This is a genomic window from Microbacterium suaedae (assembly GCF_003254645.1).
Classification (GTDB): domain Bacteria; phylum Actinomycetota; class Actinomycetes; order Actinomycetales; family Microbacteriaceae; genus Microbacterium; species Microbacterium suaedae.
Window position 1 is genome coordinate 337,033 of record NZ_PNFD01000003.1, and the last position, 25,234, is coordinate 362,266.

Annotated in this window: 19 protein-coding genes; 3 read left to right on the forward strand and 16 right to left on the reverse strand. The window is 70.5% G+C overall.

The window, feature by feature from the left end; genetic code table 11:
- Positions 1 to 193: 193 nt before the first annotated feature.
- Genes C0012_RS11070 through C0012_RS11100 form a run of 7 tightly spaced genes read right to left on the reverse strand, consistent with a single transcriptional unit; the run spans position 194 to position 14,344 of the window.
- On the reverse strand, positions 194 to 1,384 hold the full coding sequence (locus C0012_RS11070; RefSeq protein ID WP_110588109.1) for an ABC transporter permease: 1,191 nt from the start codon (positions 1,382 to 1,384) through the stop codon (positions 194 to 196).
- A complete protein-coding gene (locus C0012_RS11075; RefSeq protein ID WP_110588108.1) occupies positions 1,381 to 2,358 on the reverse strand; it encodes an ABC transporter ATP-binding protein in 978 nt (325 codons plus the stop codon). Before C0012_RS11075 ends, C0012_RS11070 begins: the two co-directional genes overlap by 4 nt.
- A gap of 47 nt (positions 2,359 to 2,405) precedes the next feature.
- Entirely contained in the window at positions 2,406 to 2,933 is a 528-nt protein-coding gene (locus C0012_RS11080; RefSeq protein ID WP_110588107.1) for a hypothetical protein, read from the reverse strand.
- 56 nt (positions 2,934 to 2,989) lie between these two features.
- On the reverse strand, positions 2,990 to 4,609 hold the full coding sequence (locus C0012_RS11085) for a serine/threonine-protein kinase (RefSeq protein WP_110588106.1): 1,620 nt from the start codon (positions 4,607 to 4,609) through the stop codon (positions 2,990 to 2,992).
- Complete coding sequence (locus C0012_RS11090) at positions 4,606 to 6,933, reverse strand: transglutaminase domain-containing protein (RefSeq protein ID WP_110588105.1); 2,328 nt, start codon at positions 6,931 to 6,933, stop codon at positions 4,606 to 4,608. Before C0012_RS11090 ends, C0012_RS11085 begins: the two co-directional genes overlap by 4 nt.
- The gene (locus C0012_RS11095; RefSeq protein WP_232527893.1) at positions 6,930 to 8,165 is read right to left on the reverse strand and encodes a DUF58 domain-containing protein; all 1,236 of its coding nucleotides are present in this window, start codon (positions 8,163 to 8,165) and stop codon (positions 6,930 to 6,932) included. The genes C0012_RS11090 and C0012_RS11095 overlap by 4 nt, the downstream gene beginning before the upstream one ends.
- On the reverse strand, positions 8,162 to 14,344 hold the full coding sequence (locus tag C0012_RS11100) for an Ig-like domain-containing protein (RefSeq protein WP_110588103.1): 6,183 nt from the start codon (positions 14,342 to 14,344) through the stop codon (positions 8,162 to 8,164). The genes C0012_RS11095 and C0012_RS11100 overlap by 4 nt, the downstream gene beginning before the upstream one ends.
- A 137-nt stretch (positions 14,345 to 14,481) precedes the next feature.
- Between C0012_RS11100 and argG the strand changes: the two genes are divergently transcribed.
- The gene (gene argG, locus C0012_RS11105) at positions 14,482 to 15,915 is read left to right on the forward strand and encodes an argininosuccinate synthase (protein WP_110588102.1); all 1,434 of its coding nucleotides are present in this window, start codon (positions 14,482 to 14,484) and stop codon (positions 15,913 to 15,915) included.
- Positions 15,916 to 16,009: 94 nt separating this feature from the next.
- Positions 16,010 to 16,420 (forward strand): VOC family protein, encoded by a 411-nt coding sequence (locus C0012_RS11110; RefSeq protein ID WP_110588101.1) that lies wholly within the window; start codon positions 16,010 to 16,012, stop codon positions 16,418 to 16,420.
- A 35-nt stretch (positions 16,421 to 16,455) separates the two neighbouring features.
- On the opposite strand, the gene C0012_RS11115 is transcribed toward C0012_RS11110, so the two are convergent.
- Positions 16,456 to 16,710, reverse strand: a complete 255-nt coding sequence (locus C0012_RS11115) for a hypothetical protein (RefSeq protein WP_110588100.1) — start codon at positions 16,708 to 16,710, stop codon at positions 16,456 to 16,458.
- Between the two features lie 38 nt (positions 16,711 to 16,748).
- Positions 16,749 to 17,258 (reverse strand): Lrp/AsnC family transcriptional regulator, encoded by a 510-nt coding sequence (locus C0012_RS11120; RefSeq protein ID WP_110588099.1) that lies wholly within the window; start codon positions 17,256 to 17,258, stop codon positions 16,749 to 16,751.
- A gap of 121 nt (positions 17,259 to 17,379) precedes the next feature.
- Between C0012_RS11120 and ald the strand changes: the two genes are divergently transcribed.
- Positions 17,380 to 18,474 carry an alanine dehydrogenase gene (ald, locus tag C0012_RS11125; protein WP_110588098.1) on the forward strand — a complete coding sequence of 365 codons (1,095 nt, stop codon included), beginning with the start codon at positions 17,380 to 17,382 and terminating at the stop codon, positions 18,472 to 18,474.
- A 2-nt stretch (positions 18,475 to 18,476) separates the two neighbouring features.
- Here ald and C0012_RS11130 read toward each other — a convergent pair whose 3' ends face one another.
- From C0012_RS11130 to C0012_RS11160, 7 genes are all read right to left on the reverse strand, one after another.
- Entirely contained in the window at positions 18,477 to 19,013 is a 537-nt protein-coding gene (locus C0012_RS11130; protein WP_110588097.1) for a histidine phosphatase family protein, read from the reverse strand.
- Positions 19,010 to 20,074, reverse strand: a complete 1,065-nt coding sequence (locus C0012_RS11135) for an ABC transporter ATP-binding protein (protein ID WP_110588096.1) — start codon at positions 20,072 to 20,074, stop codon at positions 19,010 to 19,012. The genes C0012_RS11130 and C0012_RS11135 overlap by 4 nt, the downstream gene beginning before the upstream one ends.
- Before the next feature lie 14 nt (positions 20,075 to 20,088).
- The gene (locus tag C0012_RS11140; protein ID WP_111466949.1) at positions 20,089 to 21,756 is read right to left on the reverse strand and encodes an ABC transporter permease; all 1,668 of its coding nucleotides are present in this window, start codon (positions 21,754 to 21,756) and stop codon (positions 20,089 to 20,091) included.
- Between the two features lie 17 nt (positions 21,757 to 21,773).
- Positions 21,774 to 22,799 carry an ABC transporter substrate-binding protein gene (locus C0012_RS11145; protein WP_110588094.1) on the reverse strand — a complete coding sequence of 342 codons (1,026 nt, stop codon included), beginning with the start codon at positions 22,797 to 22,799 and terminating at the stop codon, positions 21,774 to 21,776.
- Positions 22,783 to 23,604, reverse strand: a complete 822-nt coding sequence (locus C0012_RS11150; RefSeq protein WP_110588093.1) for a metallophosphoesterase family protein — start codon at positions 23,602 to 23,604, stop codon at positions 22,783 to 22,785. The genes C0012_RS11145 and C0012_RS11150 overlap by 17 nt, the downstream gene beginning before the upstream one ends.
- Entirely contained in the window at positions 23,601 to 24,272 is a 672-nt protein-coding gene (locus C0012_RS11155) for a tyrosine-protein phosphatase (protein WP_232527894.1), read from the reverse strand. Before C0012_RS11155 ends, C0012_RS11150 begins: the two co-directional genes overlap by 4 nt.
- 132 nt (positions 24,273 to 24,404) lie before the next feature.
- Entirely contained in the window at positions 24,405 to 25,232 is an 828-nt protein-coding gene (locus C0012_RS11160) for a MurR/RpiR family transcriptional regulator (protein WP_110588091.1), read from the reverse strand.
- Positions 25,233 to 25,234: the final 2 nt, after the last annotated feature.

Here is a 25,234-nt window from a genome sequence, read left to right on the forward strand (position 1 = left end):
GCCCACCACGCCGAAGCGCGAGCAGACGATGTGCCCCACCGATTACCCTCTCGCGTAGCGCGCGGCGAGACCGCGGAAAGGGCGGGCTTTTACCCTCGAATTACCCCGTGCCCCGGCGTGCCGCGCCTTCGGCTCGCCCCCCCCGGGGCGCATGGACTGCGGCGCGCCGGCCTCCGGATGGCCCGGAGACGCGTCACGCGATGCGGCTGCCCGGGGGTGTGCGACGGGCCGGCGTACGCGTGCGGGAAGCACCCCAGAGCATGAGGCCGGCGGCGAGCAGCACCTGGATCCCGAGCCCGACGAACCAGCTCGGCGTGCTCGAGGCGATCGCCTCGCGGGGCGTCTGCCGGTCGAGCTCAGACAGAGGCGGATCGGTGTATTCACCCTCGACGAAAGGCTTGCCGTCGCAGGGATCGGCCCAGTCGTCGCGGATCAGCTCGGGCGGGTGCTGAGCGCTGCGGATGCCGTACTTGATCTGGCCGAACAGGTCGACGGGGTACCCACTGCCGTCGTAGCCCGTCGGCGTCGCATCGGCGAGCACGACGAACGGATTCGCCGCGAGGATCCACCACACGTAGTCGTAGCGCGGCGCCTCGCCGGATCCGCGCACCTCGACGCACTGCGGGGTGACGTCCGGGCGGGGCTCAAGGCAGGGCTCGGAGCTCTCGTCGCATGACGGCAATCGGCTGGCCTCGCCCGTCGAGACATACACCTGATCGGGGCTCTCCGTGAGAGTCGACACCGACGAACGCGCGGCGAACGTACCGAGGCCGAAAGCGATGACGGTACCGATCACGAGCAGCATCACCACGAGATAGGAGGCCGCGACCGAGAACAGCGGCCGCGCGATGACCGCGCTGAGGCCGACACCGATCGCCGCGAAGACTCCGATCTCGACGGCGAGGATGAGGATCGACACGATGAGCGTCGCGGGATGGATGGTGTCCTGCCCGGCGAGGCCGGCCCAGTTCGGGGCGGGCGGCGCGAACTGCCCCCGGATGAGCGCGAAGACGAGGGCGGGGACCGCGGCGACAAGGTACACGAGCCCCGTCACCCACCCCGCGAGCAGCTTCGCGACGAGGATCTCGGCAGTCGTCGCGAGCGTCACCTGCACCGGAGCGAGAGTCGCACTGTCGCGATCACCGTTGATCGCATTTCCGGTGAACGTCGGCGTGACCAGCACCGTCATGAGCAGCACGCCGTAGATCGCGACCGAGACCATTCCCGACGCGACCGATCCGGACCCCGAGAACACGAGCGAACCGAGCCACGTGATGCCGACGACGACCAGGAAGAAGACGCCGAGGAGAACGTAGAAGCCGGGACGACGCACGCGCTGGCGCAGGTCGAGCCCGACGAGCACGCCGATACGAGCGGGACTCATCGTTCCCCTCCGTCCTTCATCTGCAGGAAGGCGCTCTCGAGATCGCCTGACGCGGGGGCGAATTCCGCCACGAGGATGCCGGCCGCGACGAGGTCGCTGAGGCCCTGGGCCGCGTGCACCTCGTCGGGGAACGCCAGAACGAGGTCGCGGCGATCGATCCGGATGTTCGCCTCGGGGAGCACACGTGCGACGGCGTCGCGCCACGGACCGGGACCGGACTGCCGGGTGCCCGCGACGCGCAGTCGCCAATCACGAGGCTGGCCGTGCGACGATGCGTCGTGCTGATGGGCGACGGTCGCGCCCTCGGACATGAACACCGCATCGTCGACCATCTCTTCGAGTTCGGAGAGAACGTGGCTCGACACGAGGATCGCGGCGCCGTCGTCGGCGAGCGCGCGCAGATGTCGGCGCAGCGCGATGCGAGCCGCAGGGTCGAGGCCGGATGCCGGCTCGTCCAGCAGGAGCACGGATGGCCGGTGCACGAGCGCGCGGGCGAAGCCGAGCAGCTGCTTCTGCCCGCGGGACAGCACCCGCGCGGGCGCCGTCGCGAGCTCCCCCAGCCCGACTTCGGCGAGCAGCTCGTCGGCGCGATCGACCGCCTGCGCCTTCGGGGCGCCGTACAGGCGACCGGCGATCGTCAGCGTCTCGCGCGCCGAGAGGGATTCCCACGCGCCGAGCGCGTCGGGCATCCACCCGATGCGCTCGCGTGCGGCCGAGGGGTCGGCAACAGGATCGATGTCGCCGATGCGGATCTCGCCGCGGTCGGGCGCGAGGAGCGAAGCGAGCATGAGGAAGAGCGTCGTCTTACCCGCGCCGTTCGGGCCGACCAGCCCCGTGATACGACCGGGGCGCGCGTCGAACGTGACGTCCCGCACCGCGTGCACGCTGCCGAACGAGCGCGCGACCGACCGCGCGACGACGCCCGCGTGAGGCGTTTCGGACGCGGGGATCGCATCGGCCGTCGGTGAGCTCATGTCAGCACGCTATCGCGGAGCTCCGACATCGGAGGGACGGGCGGTCCTCACGTCTCCGAAACGGGCTCCAGGCCGACGAACTTCATGCGGTCCTCGCCGTAGAAGCAGCTCTGCAGCGCGATCTCCCCCTGCAGCCCGACGAGGTCGTCGGTGCTGCTCCAGATCTTCGAGGTGTAGCGGATGTCGACGACCTCGTAGACCTCATCGCGTCCGTCGATGCGGATTCGCTGGCCCTCGTCCCACGACAGCAGAACATCGCCGCCGCAGTTGTTGTGCGCGGCCGCCGTCTCCGGCACCCCCTCGCGCTCGTAGGAGGTCATGATCGTGAAGGTGCCGTCGCAGAGGTCGAGCTCGGGGATCCCGCCCGTGGCGCCGACGGTGACCGTCGGCAGCTCCTCGAAGACCTCCTCCTGGACGCTGTCGATCGTCGAGCCGATGGCGACCTTCACGCCCCCGTAGCCCTTCTCGACCTGCTCGGGCGCAAGCAAGACGCCCGCCAGCAGCGCGGCTCCGCCGACGATGAGCACGCCGCCGAGAGCGCCCAGGACGATGTTCCCGCGCTTGCGCTTCCCCATACGAGCCCCCTTCGAACGGATCCGCGCTCAGGATACCCTCGGCGCCCGAGAGACGGTCAGTCCTGGGCGCAGATCGTGACGGGCTCGTTCGCAACGCGGCCGTCGGACCGCGCGAGAAAGATGTCGACGCACACCTCCTCGGCGCCGTTCCGCGGAACCGCGACGGCCTCCTCATCGACACGCTGGTTGTCCCCCACCCCGTCGATCGTCTTCTCGCGCCACAGGTAGTAGTCGCCGGCTTCCGGCGCCGGATTGCTCCACGAGAACTGCGCCTCATCGGCGGTGAGGACGCCGGTTCCGTCGACGATCTGCGGGACAGTCGCGCCGAGGGGATCCTGCGGCGCCGCCGTGGTCGTCTCGGGGGCCGGTTCGTCATCCGGGAGGGCGAGCTGAGCGAGGAAAGCCCCCACGACGCAGGTGACGACGACGCCGACGATCGACGCAGCGACGACGCTCGGCCACCGCTTCTTCTTCCTCGTCGGCGCCGCGGCCGGCGCCGGTGCCCGCGAGTCCCGCGGCGGCTCGGCACGTCCGGCCCGCAGCACCGTCTCTTCCTCCGCGGGCGACGCGGCGTGGGGACGACGGATGGTCTCGTCGCCGTCGAAGCTCTCCGCGATCCGCGAGGGACGGAGCACGGTCGCGTCGTCGGCGGGCGCCGAGCCCGGGACGCGCGTGACCGTCTCGGGCGGATCCTCTCGATCCTCGCGACGTGTCGTCGGCGCGCGCGTCTCCTCCTCGGGCGCGATCGTCGCGACGCCGCGCACCCGCGTCAGCTCGTCACCCTCGTCGTCGCCCGCCTGATCTGGGTGGTCGTCGAGGATGTCGATCGTCGTCGGAGCGAGCCCGAGCGCGATCTCGACCTGCTGCAGCGCCCGCCCGAGGGCGAGCGCGGATGCCGGGCGAGCGGCCGGATCCTTCGCCATCGACCGCGCGAGAACCTCGAACAGCGCCGGCGGAACATCTGAGCGCGCGATCGGCGGAAGCGCCATACGCTCGATGCGGTCGATCAGCACGGCCGTCTGGTTGCTCTGGCCTGCGACCTCGAAGGGCGAGCGGCCCGCGAGCAGCGTGTAGATCGTCGCGCCGAGCTGATAGACGTCTGCGCGTACGCCGCTCGACGCGTCCTCGGCGAGCGCCTCGGGCGGCGACCACGGCACCGACAGCCCGACCGCCTCGCTCTCTGCGTGACTCGTCGACGCGATCCCGAAATCCGTCAGCGCCGGGCGACCATATGCGGTCACCAGAATGTTCGCGGGCTTGATGTCGCGATGCACGACGCCCGCGCGGTGCGCCGTCTCGACCGCCGCGGCGACCGTGACACCGATCCGCAGAGTCTCGGCGACGTCGAGCGCCTCACGGCGATATCGCAGCTGCAGATTCGGGCCCGGGCAGTACTCCATGACGAGGTACGGCCGCCCGTCGCGCGACACCCCCGCCTCGAAGATCGTGACGATCGCCGGATGTGACGACAGCATCGCCATCGTGTTGGCCTCGGACGTGAACTGCGCCGTCGACGTCGAGACGAGATCCGGCAGCAGAACCTTGACCGCCACGCGTCGGCGCGGCAGGCGCTGCTCGTAGAGGAACACGTCGGCGAAGCCCCCCGAACCGAGCGGCTTCACGTACGAGAATCCGGGCAGCTCCGGGGGCGCCGCGGGGGCGCGACGGGCCATCATCCGTCTCGGCTCCTCTCTCGGCGCGCGGCGATCGCCGCGCGGAACGCGCGCACACGCGATCCGGAACGAGCGCGCCGAAGCGAGGCGAGGCTCAGACGGGCGCGCAGCCGCCGCCAGATCGACGCGCTCCGGCTCATGTCCGCGACCACGCCGTCGACGTCGTCCCAGTACCGGTCGACCTCCTCGCGTTCCGGATCCCCGGGCGCGAAGACGCCCGCGTCGGCGCGGGCCGCGAGGGTCGTCACGCGCTCGTCGGCCAACGATCCTGCGAGACCTTCGGACTGCTCAGAACGGGTGCCCCCCGCCGCGACACCGTGTCCGAGGTCGACGGCGCGATCGGCCAGCTCGTCCCATCCGCCGCTGATCTGGGCCGACGCCTCCGCCGCCTGGCGCCGGCGCTTCCGCCGGAGCGCCTTGATCCCGCCGAGGATCAGGAACGGCGAGAGAAGCAGGAGGATCGTGGCGAGCGAGATTCCGCCCACGAGCACGTACACGAGATAGTCGCTTGACACGGCGTCGTCATCGTCTTCGACCTGACGGTCGTCCGGCACGAGAGGCGGCTCGTCGGCAGACTCCTTCGGGGGCGGCGGCGGCTGAAGCGGCATCGGCTGCGGATCGGCCTGCGGCTTGGTGCTCTGATCCTTGGGCTCGTTGTCCTCGTCGGGCGTCGGATCGAACGCGACCCACCCCGATTGCTCGAACGCGACCTCCACCCAGGCGTGGAGAGTGCTGCCGTTCGCGATCAGCCGCCCGTCGTCATCCGTGTCGTAGAAGCCCATCACGACACGCGCCGGAATCCCGGACTCTGCGGCCATGAGCGCCATGAGCGCAGCGTACTGCTCGTCGTCGCCGACCATCTCGTCTGCATCGACCATCGTGCCGAGGCGCGCGGATCCGTGCCCCGACGGCGAGAACTGCTCCTCATCGAGGCCGTGGCTGAAGTAACCCGACTCAGAAAGGAACGTCGTGATCGCATCGACGCGCTCGTACGGCGTCTGCGCGCCAGCCGCCGCGATCGCGTCGGCGGCGAGCTCGCCGACGCCGGGCGGAACGGACTCGGGTTCGGGAATATCGACCGACGCGAACTCGTCCTCGACGAGCACGGCCTCGTCCGGCTCACCCGGAACGACGGCATGCATCGTGTAGGCGTCCCCTTCACGCAGGCCCGTGCGCACGACCGTCGTCCCCGTCGCCCCGTTGTGATAGGTCGCGCGGCGCAGTTCGTCCCCATCGTCGCCGCGGTAGGCGATCGAATCCACCTCCCCGACGGTCGGCGCCCAGACGTCGTCGTATGCGCCGATGTCGACACGCACCTCGCTGCGCGGCGCGCCCGGATCGGCCTCGGCCATCCCGGTCCGCAGCGGCAGAAACGCGCTCGTCGAGTCCGTGACGTCGTAGACGACTCCCGAGTACGCGTCCATCGTCGCGAGTCGCACTCGAGCTCCGGCGGGCAGACCGGAGACGGTGAACAGCTCGGCATCGTCGTAGGCGTCGACATAGATCCGGAAGTCCTGCAGGGGGCTCGCCAGCTCGCGGATGTCGAACGGCGGGATGATGACGTCGCGGACGACGTACCGGACCCCGCCAGCGGACGCCGCCAGCGATGTCGCGCCGCCGACGGCGCCCGCGAGGACGAGGATGCCTGCCGCCGTGAGAATGCGACGGAGCACGTGGTTGCGGTGCGATGAGTCGTCGCCCGAGGTCGAGGCGACGACCTCATCGCCGCGCCGCCACGCATGCCGGAGGACGAGCCACACGATGGCCGCAAGGCCCCAGAGGATGCCCTGTGCGACCGGCGCAGCCGGCTGCGATGTGCCGAGCGCGATCTGCCCCGCAAGCGCCCCCGCCGCCGCACCGATCGCCCAGGTCGGCGAGGGCATCCGCAGCGCGAGGGATCCGGTCAGGACCCCCGCGACGAGCAGGAGCAGGAACGGGACGATCAGATGCCCATCCTGCGGAGAGACGGGGGGAACGGTCGTGAGCAGCGTCTTCCACGAGGTCACGACGCCGACCGCGAGCTCGCGCAGCGTGTCGAGGGTGGGCACGACGCCGGCGATCGTCGTGGCGGGCACCGCGAGCGGGCCACCGAGGACGAAATACGCCGTGCAGGAGGCAGCGGCGAGCAGCAGGATCCCCCAGCCGCGTCGCGCCCCGATCCATGCGATTCCCAAGCCGACGAGGATCGCCGCGGCCCCGCTGACGAGCACGAACCAGCCGGAGAAGGTCGGCAGAAAGCCGACCGCCGGCACGATGAGGAGGAGCAGGGCGCCCGCGAGGTCGATGACCTCGCGGGGCAGCTCCCGCGGAGCGCGCGCGGCCGTCACGAGAGCACCCTGCCGATCGCGGCCGGGACGGCGTCGAGGTCGCCGATCGTCAACGCGTCCGCGTCGCCGATGCGGCGGCGCGCCGTCTCGGCCCCCGGACGGGCGGTGACGGCGAGGGCGCGAGCCCCCAGGGGCAGCCGCGAAAGTGCCCCTTGAAGGGCCCGAGGCGTGACGCGACTGCCCGAGACGAGCACGACGACGCTCGCGGCGGGCGCGATCCGCGCCGTCTGCGCGGAGAGCTCGCCCGTGCCTCCCTCGCGAACCGGCGCCTGGTCGACGCCGGAAAGCGAGTCGAGCAGGATCCGCGGCGTGCGCGATCGAAGAGCCTGCTGGGGGGTCAGGACGTCGACGCGCGACGCGTCGCGCAGCGCGCGCAGACCGAGGGATCCCGCGATCGAGACCGCGAGCTCGAACTCCTCATCGCTCGCGTACTCGGAGCGACTCGTGCTGAGGCCGACGACGAAATGCGAGCGCCTCGTCTGCTCGTAGGTGCGCACCATGAGGGTGCCGATGCGGGCCGTCGAGCGCCAGTGCACGTGCCGCAGATCGTCGCCCGGGCGGTACTCGCTCAGGGCGTGGAAGGCGATGTCGTCGCGGGTGAGATCGCGCGAGACCATCCCCTCGAGATCGCGCACGTATCCGAGCGACTCGCCCGCGAATCCCACCGTCTTGGGATGCACGTAGAGGTCGACAGGCTCGTCGCGGCTCGTGCTCCGCTCGAACAGGCCGAGCGGGTCGCCGCGGACGATGCTCACGGGACCGACCGAGAGGACGGTGCGGCGCGTCGTCGGGATGGCGAACAGCTGCTCCTCCTCGTCTCCCGGCGCCAGACGGCCGACGGAAAACGCGCCGCGCGCGGATCCGACGGGCAGCACGATGCGGGAGGGAAGGATCGCTCGCTCCCCCGGGTTCGCGACGGTGAACGCCCCGACGGCGCGTTCGCCGACGACGACGCGCGTGCGCGTGAGGTCGAGCCTCACGTCGTACGCCGTGCGCCCGAAGAGGAACAGGAGGCACACCCCGATCGTCGCGGTGAGGACGACGGCGGCCACGATGACCTCCCACCACCCCATCACGGTGCCGAGGATCCAGAGCACGACGGCCGCCGCGAGCAGCGTCCACCCCACGGGGCGCACCACTCCCGCCGCGCGCCGCGCGGCCGCGACGGCGCGCTCGAGGAGGAAGAGCACGACCTCGCGCCACGTGGCGAGCTCGGTTCGCGTCGACGTCATTTCCATGTATAGGCCGCGGTCGTGGTGCTGTGGGGGCCCTTGATGACGAGGCGCACGCGATCGCCGGGGTATCCGAAGAAGCAGTTCATGTCGGTTCGTCCCGAGCCGCTGAGCCGGCCGCTCCAGCTGCCGCCGAAGTTGTGCCATCCACCCTGATCGTTCTGACAGGTCACGGTGTAGTTCCCGGAGGGGAAGTCGCCATAGTTCAGCCGCAGGTAGTTGCAGTTGCCGCTCTTACAGTCCGGGTTCTGTGCAGCGCTGCCGCCCTTCGACGTGCTCGCGCTCGGCTCCGGCGGCGGGGGCGGGGGCAGGGGCTTCTTCGACGTCGTCGCCCTGGCGCTCGCGATGCCGCTCCAGCCGCCCTCTGTGTGGACGCGCGCGTCGATCGTTCCCGTCTCCTCGTAGCCGTATCCGACCGTGCGGGAATCGCGGAGCGACACTTCCTCCCAGCTTCCGCCATCGATCCGGATCTGCATCGCGTCGATGGGCCGGCCGTTGTCATTCGAGGGCGGCGCCCAGGAGTACGTGATCGACCGTCCGTCGGATCCCGAGCGCTTCGCGGACACCGACGGCGCCGGTGGCGCGCCGAACGGAACCGCCGCGTTCGAGCGTTCGCTGACGGCACTCGGCTCGGAGCGCTGGCCGTCGGCGATGGCGAACGCGCGCACCTCGACGCGGTACTCGCTGCCATTCGTGAGGCCGCTGGCCGACATGCTCGTCGCCGTGCCGACGCCCGTCCAGGTACCGCCGTTGATGCGGTACTCGTACCGGATCTCGTCGGCGCCACCGGCCGAGGAGGCCGACCACGACGCCGTAATCGAACGGTCGCCCGGCTTCGCCGTCGGCGTGCCCGGCTGCGACGGCGAGGTGAATTGGCGAAGCGGCGCGCTCGCGGCGCTCCACGCCCCCCATCCGGCCTTGTTCTCGGCCCGCACCTGGAAGGTGTACGCCGACTCGCTCGGCGGAAGCGCGAACGAGGCCGACGTCGCCGAAACCTTCTTCGGCACGCCGTGCGCGGATCCGCCCTCGTAAGCCTGCACCTCGTACCTGTCGACGGCGTCGCCCCCGGCGCTCCGGCCGGTCACGGCATTCCACTCGACGAGGATGTCGCCGGGGGTGCGCCCGATGTCGCTCTGCCTGCTGGACGTCGGCGCCGCCGGGGCATCCGGGGCGCGCGCCGGCACCTTCGCGGGGCTCGTTGCGCTCCACGCCGACGGATCCGGTGCGTCGTTGTGCGCGCGCACGCGGAACGAGTAGGAGGTGCCGTTGACGAGACCGCTCCAGGTGTACTGGGTCGTGCCCGCGGGGAGCTCGACGCGCGCCACGCCGCTCGGCGGCGTCGGGCTGATCTCGAGGTCGTAGCGCACGATCGGCGAGCCTTCGGTGCCCGGCTCTTCCCACGCCGCCGTGAGCTCTCCGTCGCCGAACGACGGCACGCGGGGCGGCGCCGGCTGATCCGGACGGACATCGGGCCGCGCTTCGACGCTCACGGGCGACGGCTCCGAGTCCCCGACCTCGTTGATCGCCGTGACCGTGAAGGTGTAGGTGACGTTGTTCGTCAGCCCCGTCAGCGTGCAGGTGGTCTCGGGGCACGTCTGCGAGAAGGTGGATCCGTCCGACGCGGAGGCGGCGTCGACGCGGTAGCCCGTGATCGTCGATCCGTTGTCCGCCGGAGGACGCCAGGTCAGGCCCACCTGACGGCTCTCCACGGTCGTCACGCGCGGCTTGCTGGGGGCGTCCGGACGCCCCTGCACCGTCACCCGCACGCGGGCCTCGGCCACCCGCTCGGCATCGCCCGTCGCGTCCTGAATCACATAGCGCAGGACGAGGCGGCCGTCGTAGTCGGCGCCGGGCGTCACCGTGACGGAGTCTTCGGTGAAGGAGAGCTCCTCCGTGACGCCGATCACCGGGTTCACGCTCACGACGGTGAGCGGCTCCCCCTCGTCGGCGAACGGATTGATGTCGTTGTCGAGGACATCGATCGTGAGGGTCTCGCCCTGGTTCCACTCGTCGACCGTGTCGTCGCTCGCAACCGGCATGGGGCGCGTCGACGCCGTGACCGAGACCTCGATGTCTGCGGTGACGGGAGCGGGATCGCTCGGATGGTCCTGACCGTCGTCGACGGTCACCGGGATCGACGCCGTGGTGCCCTTGCGATCGGCATCGGCCGTGACCGACAGGATCGATCCGTCGACGATCTCAGCGTTCAGCCCGGCCGGAACGTCACCGAGCGAGAAGGTCAGCGGATCCTCGTCGATATCGCTCGCGAGCCCCGCGAGGTCGACGGTTCCGGGCTCGGAATCGCCCGCACCGACGCTCATTGCGGCGCCGACCATCTCCGGCGGCACGTTCTCGGGCGGCGTGACCGTGATGGGAAGCGACAGCGTCGCGACCCGGCCGTTCGGATCGTCGGCGTCCGCGCCGTCCGTCACCTCGAACGTGATGGCGTCGCCGCCGAAGTAGCGGTCGGTCGACGTGTAGGTCAGCGTGTGCTCGTCGACGATGAGCGAACCGCTCGCGTGCGAAGCGCGGACCTTCTCGGCGGCCGTCAGGCGCAGCTCCCTCTGGCTCGCGATCTCGACGTAGTCCTCGAGCGGCAGCTCGATCGTCTCGCCGCTGCCCACGACCACCGGCTCCGTCGAGATGAGCGTGGGGCGGACGTCCTCCTGCCCCGGAACGTGGATGAAGGCGCGCGCGACGTGACCGTCCTCGTCGGTGATCGTGTACTCGATGAGGCGGCGCGTCTCGCCCGTGGTGACGAGCACGGTCCGGTCGGATGTCAGCTGTGCGCCCTCGTCGGCCTCGAGCTCGACCTCCAGCGCCTCGACCGTGCCGTCGGGATCCTCGTCGTTGTCGAGGATCGGGACTTCGACCGTCTGCGTCTCGGGATCGACGTCCTCGACGCGAACCCGGTCATCGCGCGCAATCGGGGGCGCGAGCGGGACGTCCTCGTCGACCGTGACCTGCACGACGCCTTGCGCCCTCGCGCCACGCTCGTCCTCGATCACGTACTGGAAGGAGGCCTCGAGCTCGTGATCCGGTGCCGTAACCACCACGCGGTTGCCCACGACCTCGGCGTCGATCTCGGCGTCCTCACCGAGGATGAGCCCCTCCGCGCCCTGCACGAGACCGATCCGGTCGCCGTCGGGGTCGGAGTCGTTGTCGAGGACCGGCGCGGCCACGACGCGACCCGGACGCATCGCGAGGGTGTCGCGCACGGCGTACGGCGCCTGGTTCTCGAGCGAGGCGGGGGCGATTCCGACGCGGACCGTCGCAACCGCCTCGGCGCCGAGCGCATCGCGCACGCGATACGCGAAGGTGTCGACGCCCCTCGAGTCGCGGAACGCCTCGTACGTGACCGAATCGGAGCCGAACTCGACGATCCGGCCCTTCTCGGGCCCCGCCGCGAGACCGATCACCTCGACCGAGTCGCCGTCAGGGTCGATGCCGTCAAGCGGGATCGGGATCGTCGTGGTCCGCCCGCTGAGCGTGCGCGCCTCGATGTCGCGCGGACGCGGCGCGTTGTTGTTCTCGGAATCGATCGCGACGATCTGGATCTCGACCGGGGCCGCGGCACGCTGGCCCGTCGAGTCGACGACCGCGTACGTCGCGTGGACGGTGCCCGGCTCGTCTCCCGCGCGGAAGCGCAGCGTGTCCTGCGAGACGAACGCCTCGCCCATCTCGGGATCCGGCTCCTCGACGAGAACGGGATCGACATGGAACTCGTCGTCGTTCGGGTGGTGGTCGTTGTCGGTCACAGGGATCGTGACGATGTCGCCCGCGCGGACGATCGCCGAATCCGCGTTGGCGATGGGCGGGCGCAGCTTGCCCGGCGCGGCCATCGCCATGATGGTCACCTCGCCCTCCACGGGGTCCGCGATGCCGTTCGAGATCGTGTAGTGGATCGTCGTCTGACCGCCCTCGGACGCCATGCCGGCGTCGGCGATGCGCAGCGTCTCGTGGCCCAGCACCGAGACGCTGAGGCCGCTGTTGTCAGGTACGTCGACCGACTGCACGACGAGCACGCCGCCCGACGGATCGACGTCGTTCGCGAGCACGTTGACGAGCGTGTCGCCCCCCTCGGGCAGGAGCGCGACATCGCGCACGGCGACGGGCGGCTCCACAGTGTCCTCGGGCTCGACGACGTCGACGCGCACCAGGCCGGGCACGGGGCTCATCCCCGCCAGGGAGGCGAGATAGTCGACGTAGTAGACGCCGGGCTTGCCCGATGTGAAACGGAACGTACCCGCCGTGAAGTCGGGGACGATCGTCGCGTCCTCGACCTCGCTGACCTGCGCGAGCACGAGACGCTCATCGTTGGGGCTGAGATCGTTCGCGAGCGGCGCGACGACCCCCTGCTGGCCCGCGTTCACCACGAGATGATCCGCCATCGTCATGGGGCCTGCGGTTCCCGCGGCGCGCACCTCGAGCTTCAGCTCGCCCGCCGTCGAGGCGCCCCGCCCGTCCGACACCGTGATCGGCACATCGATGAACCCCTGATTCCCGGACAGGGCGCGATAGGTGATCCGGCCGTCCGGCGTGAACTCGACCTCGTCGCCCTCGAGGGCCGTGACCGACTCGAGGAACAGGCTGTCGCCGTCGGGATCGATCCAGTCGGGCAGCACGTTGTAGGTCACGGAGGTGCCCGTCTCGACCTGCAGCGCGAACTGCTCGCGTCGCTGCTCGGGGGGCGAGTTCTCGTCGTCGGGGACGACCTCGATCGAGACCGACGCCTCGTCCGTTCCGCCCTCGCGTCCGTCGTCGACGCGATAGCGGAAGCGGTCCACGCTCGTGACGCCCTCGGGCACCGTGATCTGCAGTGCGGAGGACTTGTGGATCGGCCGAACGTCGACTCCGTCGGGGGCGCCGTCGGGCAGGTCGACGACGAGCACGTCGCCGTCCGGATCGCTGTCGTTGTCGAGAACGGGCAGGATCGTGGATGCACCGGCGCGAACCCCGAATGCATCGTCCTTCGCGATGGGCGGCGTGTTCTCCTCGCCGCGGTCGGGCGGCGACGGATCCGGCACCTGCACCGTGGTCGGGTCGGGGTTCTCCTCCCCGTCTCCCTCGGGCGGCGTCAGATCGTCCCAGTTGTCGACCTTCTGCATGACGTCGCTCGCGAACCACGCGGCGCCGCTCATGACATCGTTCAGGATCACGACATCTCGGTTGACGCGGAACCGGAGGTCGCCGCCCGCGCGATATTCGCTGATCGCGTCCACGCGGTCATACGCGTCATCGAGGCAGTCGCGCACGAAGCGCCCGGAACCCGCCCACGCCCCGTACGCGCACCCGTTCAGCCACACGGGAGCGGCGGGCACGCCCTCGGATCCGCCCGTCGGAACGACGATCGGCTCCGACCCATCGAACGGGATCCGCAGGAGCGCGTCGGCCGTGGCGACGACGACGGCATCGGCGTCTGCCGCGTCACCCGCCAGACGCGCACCGTCCGCACCCTCGAGGGCGGTCGCGGATCCGCCGTCCAGGATGATCGTCCCGCCCGAGCGGTCGAGCACGACCGGCCGCTCTCCGACCGACGTGATCTCGAGCTCCGCCCCCTCGGCGATGTCGATCTCGCGTTCGCCCACCCCGCCGTCGCGCACCTCGCCCTCGACCGAGGTCGAGACGGTGTAGAGGAGCTGCTTCTCGGGCGACGCCGCATACACGGTTCCGTCGCGACCGACCGTCGCGACCGCCCCCTCACCCAGGTCTTCGAGGACGGGTTCGGCCTCGGCGAGCGCGAACGAGGGCGCGCCGGCCGCCGGGACGACGAACAGCTCGCCCTCCCGGGCGTCGAGGATCGAGACGGTGTTCGCGGCGAAGTCGACGCGCGCGTCCTCTGGCACCTGGGCACGATCGGGAGCGGAGACCATCGCCGGGTCGATGCGGCTGATCGTGGCGTCGCCCGTGTCGTGGACGAAGGCCTGCTCGCCGTCCTGGAGAACGTCGTAGTCGGCAGTCGCGGCCGCAAAACGGCCGTCGAGCACCTCGGATCGCGCGTTGAAGTGGCCGACGAATTGCTGATCCTGCTTCGTGATCCACACGGACCCGTCGTTGAGGTCGACCTCTGTCGTGGGTTCGCCCTCGTAGGCGACGGCGAGCGTCGTGATGCCGATCGCGGCGACGGCGACGATGGCCCCGCCGGACAGCGTGCGCCATCGAGCCCGCAGCCAGTTCATCGTGCGCGTCCCCTTCCCCCCGAACGGGCGTCGAATGCTCAACGACCCTGGCGGATTCTAGCCCAGACCGGAGACGCTCCTCCGACGAGGGCGCCCAGGATTCGAAGGCGCCCCGGTCCGCACGTAGGATTGAGCGCATGTCGAACGTTCTTGAGAACCTGCCCGTCGGCGAGCGCGTCGGCATCGCCTTCTCCGGGGGGCTCGACACCTCCTGCGCCGTCGCATGGATGCGCGACGCCGGGGCCGTGCCGTTCACCTACACGGGCGACCTCGGACAGTACGACGAAGACGACATCGCCTCGATCCCGAGCCGCGCGCTGGAGTACGGCGCCGAGAAGTCGCGCCTGATCGACTGCAAGCCGCTCATGGTCGAAGAGGGCCTGTCGGCACTCGCGTGCGGCGCCTGGCACATCCGCTCGGCCGGACGCACCTACTTCAACACGACGCCCATCGGCCGCGCCGTCACCGGCACGCTCCTCGTACGCGCCATGAAGGAGGACGGCGTCGACATCTGGGGCGACGGCTCCACCTACAAGGGCAACGACATCGAGCGGTTCTACCGCTACGGCCTGCTCGCGAACCCCCGCCTGAAGATCTACAAGCCCTGGCTCGATGCGACGTTCGTCAGCCAGCTGGGCGGCCGCCAGGGCATGAGCGAGTGGCTCGTTGAGCACGGCTACCCGTACCGCGATTCGGCCGAGAAGGCGTACTCGACCGATGCGAACATCTGGGGCGCGACGCACGAGGCGAAGACCCTCGAGGACCTCGATGTCTCGCTCGAGACCGTCGAGCCGATCATGGGCGTGAAGTTCTGGGATCCGTCCGTCGAGATCCCGACCGAGGACGTCACGGTCACCTTCGACCGCGGCCGCCCGGTCGCGATCAACGGCGAGGAGTTCGGCGACGCAGTCGCTCTCGTCATGAAGGCGAACGAGGTCGGCGGACGCCACGGCCTCGGCATGAGCGACCAGATCGAGAACCGCATCATCGAGGCGAAGAGCCGCGGCATCTACGAGGCGCCCGGCATGGCCCTTCTCTACATCGCGTACGAGCGCCTTGCGAACGCGATCCTCAACGAGGACACCCTCGCGACGTACCACGAGCAGGGGCGCCGCCTCGGCCGCCTCATGTACGAGGGTCGCTGGCTCGAGCCGCAGTCGCTGATGCTGCGCGAGTCGATCCAGAAGTGGGTCGGATCCGAGATCAGCGGCACGGTCGCGATCCGTCTGCGCCGCGGTGAGGACTACACGATCCTCGACACGAGCGGGCCGGCCCTCTCGTACGCCGGCGAGAAGCTGTCGATGGAGCGCGTCGAGGACGCCGCCTTCGGCCCTGCCGACCGCATCGGCCAGCTCACGATGCGCAACCTCGACATCGCCGACTCGCGCGCTCGCCTCGAGGGCTACGTCGAGCGCGGGATGATCGGCGGCACGACGGCCGATCTCATCGGGGCCCTCGAACAGGGCGAGGCGAAGCAGATCACGAAGAGCGCGACGCCGGGCGACGCCGATGCAAACGAAGCGCTCGACAGCGTCGGCGAGTCGGCGGCGTTCGACACCGGCACCGACTGACGCATCGACCACCCCCCTTTCGTTTGTCAGTGGTCCGCGTGAGGATCCTCATGGGCTCCGGGCATCCCGCCCGGCCCGCGACGAAGGGGAGATCATGGCGGTCAAGGTCACGACGTACATCGGCTTCAGCGGCGACGCCGAGGAGGCGCTGACGCTCTACCACGACGTGCTCGGCGGCACGCTCAACCTCACGCGATACGAGGACATGCCTGCGGTCGAGATGGGCGGCGAACCGAACTGGGTCATGCACGGGCAGCTCGAGCTGCCGGGCGGCGCCACGATCATGGCCGCCGACAGCACCGACGGCGGATCCGGCGGATCGCGCATCGACGTCATCCTGTACGGCGACGACTCCGACGAGCTCCGCCGCGCGTTCGAGGGCCTGTCCGACGGCGGAGAGGTGACGATGCCGTTCGCCGAGGCGCCCTGGGGCGCCCACTTCGGGCAGTTCACCGACCGATTCGGCGTCGGCTGGATGATCGAGGGCGGCGGCGAGCAGGGCTGATCGTCCGCTGCCTCCGCGTTCCGGGCGGGTGCCGATCACCCGCCCGGGACGTCGAGGTGAGCCTTCTTCGCCTGCTTGCGGTTGCGTGACTTCGCGAAGAGCTTCTTCGCGTCGGCGGGGTCGAGTCGGCCTTCTGCGAGCATTCGGATCGGGCAGCGCTTGCAGCGCGGCTTCGACTTGCAGCACGTCTTCTTGGGCGTGAGCTTCTTCGCCTTCTTGGACTTCTCGGACTTCTTGGACTTTCCGTCCTTCTTGGACTTCTTGCCCTTCTTGCCCTTGTCGCTCGACATGCCCACATCGTAGGCGGCCGCACGCCGCGGCACACCGCTCAGCGGAAGGCTGCGGCGACTCCACGACGGTGATACTCGAAGATGATGCTCGTGCGCGTCGAGGCCACGAACGGCTCCGTCGAGAGATTCTCGACGACGAACTGCCGCACCTCGCTCGAATCGGCGACCGCGATGTGCACCATGAAGTCGTCCGGGCCGCCCAGGAAGAACAGCTGAAGGACCTGCGGCAGCTGCTTCACCTCGTCGATGAACGTCACGATGCTGTCGTGGCGAGTGCCCCCGCGCAGCGTGACCCCGATCATCGCCTGCAGACCACGCCCGAGCCGCTGATGGTCGACGCTCGCGTGAAATCCGCGGATCACGCCGCGCTCGACGAGGGAGCGCGTGCGCGCGTGCGCGGTCGACGGCGCGATGTCGAGCGCCGCCGCGAGATCGGCATTCGTGATCCGCCCCTCGCGGCTGAGGATCCGCACGATCCGACGGTCGAGTTCGTCCAACTCGACCGTCTGCAGATTCTTCGGCGGGAGATCGCCTTTCGCATCCGTCATGCAGACGATCGTACCGACAATGGCAATGAGATCGGAGATTCTCCGGGCTTTCCCTATTTCACACGAACTTCTTGCGACGCTGGAGAGAGCACCGCACGATCGCCGACACACGGAGTCCGACATGAGGATCGCCATCCCCACCGAGGTCAAGAACAACGAGAACCGGGTCGCCATCACGCCCGCCGGCGTCGATGCGCTCGTCCGCCGCGGACACGAGGTGTTCGTCCAGGCTGGCGCGGGCGAAGGATCCCGCCTCTCCGACGAGCAGTTCGCCGCTGCAGGCGCCACGATCCTCCCCGACGCGGAGACGACGTGGGCCGCCGCCGAGCTGCTGCTCAAGGTGAAGGAACCCGTTGCGAGCGAATACGGCTTTCTGCGCGAAGACCTCACGCTGTTCACCTACCTGCACCTCGCGGCGAACAAGCCGCTCACCGATGCCCTCGTCGCGGCCGGGACGACCGCCGTCGCCTACGAGACCGTGCAGCTCGCCGACCGGTCCCTTCCTCTGCTCACCCCGATGAGTGAGGTCGCCGGGCGCCTGTCCGTCACGGTCGGCGCGTACCATCTCATGCGCTCGCACGGCGGGCGCGGCGCCCTCCTCGGCGGCGTGCCGGGCGTGCCGCGCGCGAACGTCGTCGTGATCGGCGGCGGCGTCGCCGGTGAGAACGCCGCCGCCAACGCCCTCGGGCTCGGTGCACGCGTGACGGTGCTCGACGTAAACCTCCCGCGGCTCGGCGAGCTCGAGGCGCGCTACGGCAACGGCCTCGTCACGCGGCACTCGACGCGCTACGCGATCGCCGAGGCTCTCGCCGATGCCGATCTCGTCATCGGATCCGTGCTCATCCCCGGCGCCGCCGCGCCGAAGCTCGTGACCGACGAGATGGTGCGCGAGATGAAGCCCGGCTCGGTGCTCGTCGACATCGCGATCGACCAGGGCGGCTGCTTCGAGGGATCCCGCCCGACGACGCACGACGACCCGACGTTCCCCGTGCACGACACGCTGTTCTACTGCGTTGCGAACATGCCCGGCGCGGTCCCGGCCACGTCCACGCACGCCCTGACGAACGCGACGCTGCCGTACGTGCAGCGGATCGCCGACCTCGGCTGGGACGCGGCCGCCGAGGATCCGGCCCTCGCGAAGGGGCTCAATGTCCGTGCGGGTGAGGTCACGAACGCGGGCGTGGCGCGCGCCTTCGGCTACGCCCTCGCCAGCTGAGATCAGCCCGTGAGCCGCCGGGCGCGCGGCGCGCGGGTGTCGCCCTCGAGCATCACGATCTCGCCGTTGTGGATCCGCGGGCAGGCCTCGCCCGTGAGCGCCTCGATGCTGAGCCGCAGCGTCGTGCCGTGCGCGACGACGACCGCGTTGCGACCGTCGTCGAGAAGCTCGCGCAGCGCGTGCACGCCGCGGGCGGCGACCTCGGCGACGGGCTCCGAGCCGGGGTAGGCCTGGTCGGGCCAGCGCTCCTGCACCTCCGCGACGGCGAGCCCCTCTGCCTCGCCGTAGTCGCGCTCGACGAGCCGCACGTCGGTTCCGCTCACCTCGATGCCGAGGTGAGCGGCGACGATCTCCGCGGACTCCTGCGCCCGGGTCAGGGGCGAGGAGACGATCCGATCCCACACCGCGAGGGCGAGCACGCGCCCCGCCGCCGCGGCCTGTTCGCGTCCGTGATCGTCGAGCGGCACGTCCGACGCCCCCTGCATGCGCCGACGGCGGTTCCAGTCGGTGCGTCCGTGCCGGACGAGGGCCAGGCTCATGCCGTGACCGCCGTCCGTCGCGGCAGCTCCGACGGATAGATGAGCACGCGATCGACCTCGACACGCACCCGGTCGCCGACACGAAACCGGGATCCGTTCGACCGCGCACGCAGCTCCACCCCGGCCCAGTCGATGACGAGGTCGCTTCCGTCCGGGGCGAACAGCGACGATCGGACGACGGCTCCCCCATCGGGATCCGCGGCGACCCGAACGGACGACGGCACAATGGCCGCCTGCGCCTCGACGAACGTGTCCGACGAACCGTCGCAGTCGACCTCCAGCGGGTGATCGATCGCTCGGAACCGACCACAGACCACCGCACCCTCGACGATCGTCGCGTCAGAGAGGAACGTCGCGACGAACGGCGTCCGCGGCGCGCGCAGGAGCACATCGGGCGCGTCGACCTGCTGCACGCGCCCGGAGTCGAGCACAGCCACCCGATCGGCGAGCGCGAGGGCCTCGGATCGATCGTGCGTGACGTGGATCACGGTGAGGCCGAGCTCACGCGTGAGTGTGTGCAGCTCGAGGCGCAGCCGATCGCGCAGCGGCTCGTCGAGCGCGGACAGCGCCTCGTCGAGGAGCAGGACCTGGGGGCGGGAAACGAGCGCGCGGGCAAGGGCGACGCGCTGTCTCTGACCACCCGAGAGCGTGGCCGGATCGCGCTTCTCGTACCCCGTCAGGCCAACGAGATCGAGCGCGTCGGCGACGCGACGGATCCGCTCACCGCGGGCGACACCGGCCCGTTTCAGCGGATACTCGACGTTGCGCCCGACGTTCCAGTGCGGCCAGACGGCGTGCTGCTGGAACACCATGCCGAGCCCGCGCGCCTCGGGAGGCGCGAGGTCCGCGCCTCCCGCGACGACGCGATCCCCGATGAGCACGCGCCCCGACGAGGGGGCGAGGAATCCCGCGATGCTGCGGAGAAGCGTCGTCTTGCCGGATCCGGACGGGCCGACGAGCGCGAGGAACTCGCCGTCGTCGACGTGAAGGTCGATGTCGGCGAGTCCCATCGCGCCGGTGCGGAAGCGCACCGAGACGGAATCGAGGGTGACGGATGCCATGGAGGGGTGTCCTTTCAGTTCCGATGCCGGGTCGCGAGGCCGATGAATGCAATACCGAGGATCGCGACGATGAGCGACCACGCCGAGGCGGTGCTGAAGGCGCCCGCCTGCTGGAAGCTGAAGATCGCGACACCGAGCGTCTGGCTGCCGGGCGACAGCAGCAGGACCGACAGCGTGAGCTCGCGCACGGCCGTGACCGCGACGATGACGGCGCCCGAGACCGCCGCGGGCAGTGCCATGCGGCTCGAGATGTCCACGAGGGCCCGCAGCCGGCCCGCGCCGGAGATCCGCGCCGATTCCTCCGCGCTCGCGGGCGTGGCCTCGAGCGGCGCGACGACCGCCTGCACGACGAGCGCCGTGAACGATGTGACGTAGGCCGCGAGGATGAGCCACGGAGTGTTGAACAGTCCCAGCGCGGGCGCGAGGACGAGCCACGCGACAGCGATGACGATGCCCGGCACGGCCTGCGGCAGGGTCGCGGTCGCCGCGAGACCGCGAGCGGCGCGACCGCGCGCGCGGCTCGTGACGACGCCGATCCCGAGCCCGAGGACCCCGCAGATGACGGCCGCGAGCGTCGCGAGCATGACCGAGTTCGCGGCGCCCGTGAGTGCCGTCGACGATGTCACGGCCGCAGCGAGGTGGTCGAGCGTGAGGTTCTCCCACGTGAGAGGCACGCCGGGGGCCCGAAGGAGGGTCTGCGTGCCGAGCGCGAGAAGCGGCAGCACCGTGATCGCGAGCACGAGCCCCCACATGGCGACCCCGAGCGGCGCGCGGGCACGGCCGAGGGGCAGGCGCTCGACGACCGCGTTCGAGGTGTCGAGCTCTCGACCGCGTCCGCCGATGAGCGCGTTCGCGGCGAGGGCGACGAGCGCCACGAGCAGGACGACGACGCCGATCGTGGCGACGATCGCGAGCGGCTCATCAACCGTCCCCGACTGCAGATAGCGGTACACGAGCGTCGCGAGGGTGACGTACCTCTCGGGCAGACCGATGATCGAGGGGATCCCGAAGTCGGCGAGATTGCCGACCGCGACGAGGATGAAAGACGACAGCAGCGCGGGCCGCAGCAGCGGCACGGTGATGGTCGCGGCCGTGCGCACGGGCCCCGCGCCGCCGATACGCGCGGCATGTTCAAGGTCGGAGGGGATCCGCCGCAGGGCGGCCGAGACGATGAGCATCACGATCGGATAGCTGTGGATGGTGAGCAGCGCGATGACCCCGTCGGCGCCGTAGATGACCCAGAGAGGCGCCCCGAACGTCTCGCGCCACCAGACGTTGACGGGGCTGGATGGCCCCGCGATGCCGAGCCACGCGATCGCCCCCACGAAAGGCGGCATGAGCAGAGGGCTGAGGGCGAGCAGCCGCAGCCCTCGCCGTCCGGGGAGATCGGTGCGGTCGAGCAGCAGGGCGAACACCGTGCCGACCGCGACCGCGAGGAGCGCGGACGACGTGGCCGACACGAAACTGTTGAGCGCGGCTTCGAGGACGTCGCCCTGCAGGAGCACCGAGAAGTGGCGTCCGCCTCCGGCGAGGAACAGGATCGCCCCGATCGGCAGGAGGACGAAGATTCCGCACGCGATCCAGAGGCCCGCCGTCACGGCGTCGACCCCGTCGAGGCGACGCGCGTCGCCGCGCGACCGGCCGGAAGCCGGTCGCGCGGCGAGCGTCGGAGCAGAAGTCATGAATCGGGCGCGGTCGCTCAGAGGAAGAGGTCGCGGAAGGTCTCGACCGCGGCGTCCTGCGTCGACTGGATCGTCTCGAGGTCGGGCGTGAGGATCGCGATCTCGTCCATCGACGGGGCGCCCTCGGGGGTCCCGACGTCGGAGCGCACGGGCAGGTACGACTGCTCGACAGCCAAGGTCTGCCCCGCCTCGCTCACCAGGAAGTCGACGAACGCCTGCGCGGCCTCGGGTGCCTCCGTGTCGGCGAAGATGCCGACGGGCTGCGACACATAGGGGACGCCCTCCGTGGGGTACGAGGTCGCGATCGGGGATCCCTGCTCCGCCAGCTCGCGCACGAGATAGTCGACGACGACGCCGACGGGCTGCGCCCCCGTCGCGATCGCCTGCGACGTCGGGCCGTTGCTGTCGGCGATGACGGGCCGGTTCTCTGCGAGGGCGGTCATCCACTCCTCGCCGAGCTCGGGCGTACTGTTCCACACCGCCGCGTTGTACGCCGCGGCGCCCGAGACGTCGGGGTTCGGCATGACGATCTGGTCGGCGTACTTCTCGTCCGTGAGCTCCTGCCACGAGGCGGGCGCCTCGTCGACCATGCTCGTGTTGTACGCGATGACGGTGGGGATGATTCGAGTCCCGACATAGAAGCCCTCGGGATCGACAACGTCAGGAGTGATCGCGTCGACATCGGCGGGCGTGTACTCGAGGAGCAGATCGTCGGCCGCATAGTCCTCGAAGGTCGCGGCGTCGGCGGCGAGGAAGACGTCGGCCTGGATGCCGCCGGATTCCCGCTCGGTCGCGACGCGGGTCGTGAGGTCTCCGGTGCCGGCGCGGAACACCTCGACCTCGATGCCGGGGTTCTCCTCCGAGAACGCGGCGACGAGCTCGTCGGCCTTCTCCTGCGGCTCCGAGGTGTACAGCGTGATCGTCGTCACCTCCGCGGGTGCGTCGTCGGAGCTCGGGTCGGCGCTCGTCGAGGAGCATCCGGCGAGCGCGACAGCCGTGAGGCCGAGCGTGGCGAGGGGCAGGATCTTACGCAGCGTGGTCATGATTTCCCATCTGATTCTTCGGGTCGATCGGTGAGGTGAATAGGGGCGCGGGAGACTCGAGGCTCACGCTCGTCGCCGAGACGCCGTCGGGCACGAGGTGCACGAGCGAGAACATCGCGGAGTCGTGACCGCTGACTCGGTCGGGCCCCGCATCCATCACCTGGTGGTAGGCGAGGGACGGGGCGACCGAGACCGGGATGCCGCCCAGCGTCGCCGCGATCGCGTGGTGGAAGTGTCCGGCGAGAATGGCGCGCACATCGCCGCCCGCGGCAGCTTCGAGGAGGGCGTCGGCGTCGCGGAGCCCCGCGCGAGCGAGCGTGGGCATGGGGGATCCGAGCGGCGGATGGTGCAGGGCGATGACGGTTCCGGATCCGTACGGGGTACGCAACGCGTCGCGGACCCACGCGATCTGCGCGGATCCGAGCTCCCCCGTCGACGAGTCGAGGAGCAGGAACCGCAGATCGTCGACGCGCACCTCACGGCAGTGGCCCCGCGCGTGTCCGCGCAGCTCGCGAGCCCGCTCCGGATCGTCGTGATTTCCGATCACGGTGAGCACCGGAACACCCGCGGCGTTCTCGAGTTCGTCGAGCGCTTCCTGCACGGCGCCGTATGCGCCCCCGTGCCCGCGCTGCACGAGGTCGCCCGTCACGACGACGGCCTCGGGCGTGATGCCGGTCTGTCGCACGTAGTCGCCGACGGCGCGCAGGCGGCGTGCACCGTCGACCCGCTCGTAGAGCAGATCGCCGCCCGTCGCGTGCACGTCGCTGATGTGGAGAACGGTCAGCCTCCCCGTCGCGTGACTCACGCCGCCTCCTCCCGCCGGCGGCGCAGAGCCGCGATCCGGTCGCCGCCGAGGCCGTGCCCGCGCAGATAGGCTTCGGTGCCGCCGAGCTCGTCGACGAGGGCGAGCGCCGAGGCGATCGCCTCCGGCGGGCTGTCGAGGTGCAGCCGCAGGACGTCTGGGCGGGCGCTCGCGTCGGCGGCGTCCGCTAGGTCCCGCGCGACCGCCTCGCGCACGGGACGCACCTCGGGGCCGGAGCGCGCGTAGTCGTCGATGATGTCGGCGTCGGCGTCGCCCGCAACCCGCCGGGCGAGCGCAACGACGAGGCCCGTCCGGTCTTTCCCCGCCGTGCAGTGCACGAGCGCGGCGCCCTCGGCGTCGGCGATGTGGGCGACCGCCGAAGTCAGAGCCGGGCCGCGTTCGCGGAGAAGCGAAACGTAGATATCCTCGATCCGCCCGGTCTGCGGGGGCGCCTCACCGTAGACCGGCACGGGCAGTGCCGGTATCCCGTGGCGCACGCCATCGGCCTCATCCGGCTCGCGCAGATCGATGACGACCGAGACGCCGAGGGTGCGCAACGCGCGCTCTCCCGCCTTCGTGAGCCCGTCGGTCGCCCCGGAGCGGACGAGCCAGGGGGCCTGCGCGCCGATCGCTCGGACGTTGAACAGGCCGTCGACCGCGATGCTCCTCATCACGTCACCTCCGCACCGTCTCGTTACGTACGTTTCACAACCCGTGAAACGCGGTTACGACCGGAGCATGACGCGACAAGGTAGAGCGGAGGTGGAGCGAGATCGACGCGCAGGTGAACGGCGTCGGACCGATCAGTCCTCGGCGAGCGCGTCCGCGACGACGTGCCGCATCTCCGCCACCTCGGCGTCGCGCGAATCCGGCGCGAGAGACGTGAGCAGCGCGTGCAGGACGACGGTGTGCCCGAGGCGGGCGAAGAACGGATCCACGTCGTGCGCCTCCCCCGCCGGACCGGTCGCGACGACGAGCTCGGCGATACGGCCGAGGGGCGAGCGCGCGTAGCTTGTGACGGCGGCGACGATCGCGCCGCGGTCCGCCGCCGCCGCGCATGCCCGGAGGGTCTGTACGTTCGCCCCGGAGTAGCTGAGGGCGAGACAGAGGTCGCCCGCGGCGAGAGTGCGCGCGGCGAACTGCTGGGCGAGGGGATCGATGGGCGCCTCGGGCGCGCGCCCCAACGTGCTGAGTCGCATCGCGAAATCCTGCAGCGGCGGCCCCGAGAACCCGTTGCCGACGAGCACGATGCGACGGGCGCCGCGCATCGCGTCGGCGACGGCGTCGATGCGGCCGGGATCGACGCTGTCCTGCGCAAGACGGACGGCGTCCACGGAGTCGTCGAAGGTGTTCGTCACGATGTCGTCGGAATCGCGCGCGAGAATCGGCGTCGACCGCGCGAGTTCGAGCCGCAGGTGCTGGAAGCCGCGGAATCCGAGGCTCTGACAGGCCCGGATCACCGTCGCGGTCGACGTGTCCGCGGCCGCGGCGAGCTCGGCGGTCGACCAGCCCATGACTTCCTCGGACCGCGCCAGCACGACGTCCGCGACGCGGCGCTCGCTCGGGCCGAGCGACGAGACGCACGATCGGACGCGCGTGAGAACGCTGAGCTCAGGCCGCGCGATCGCCATCA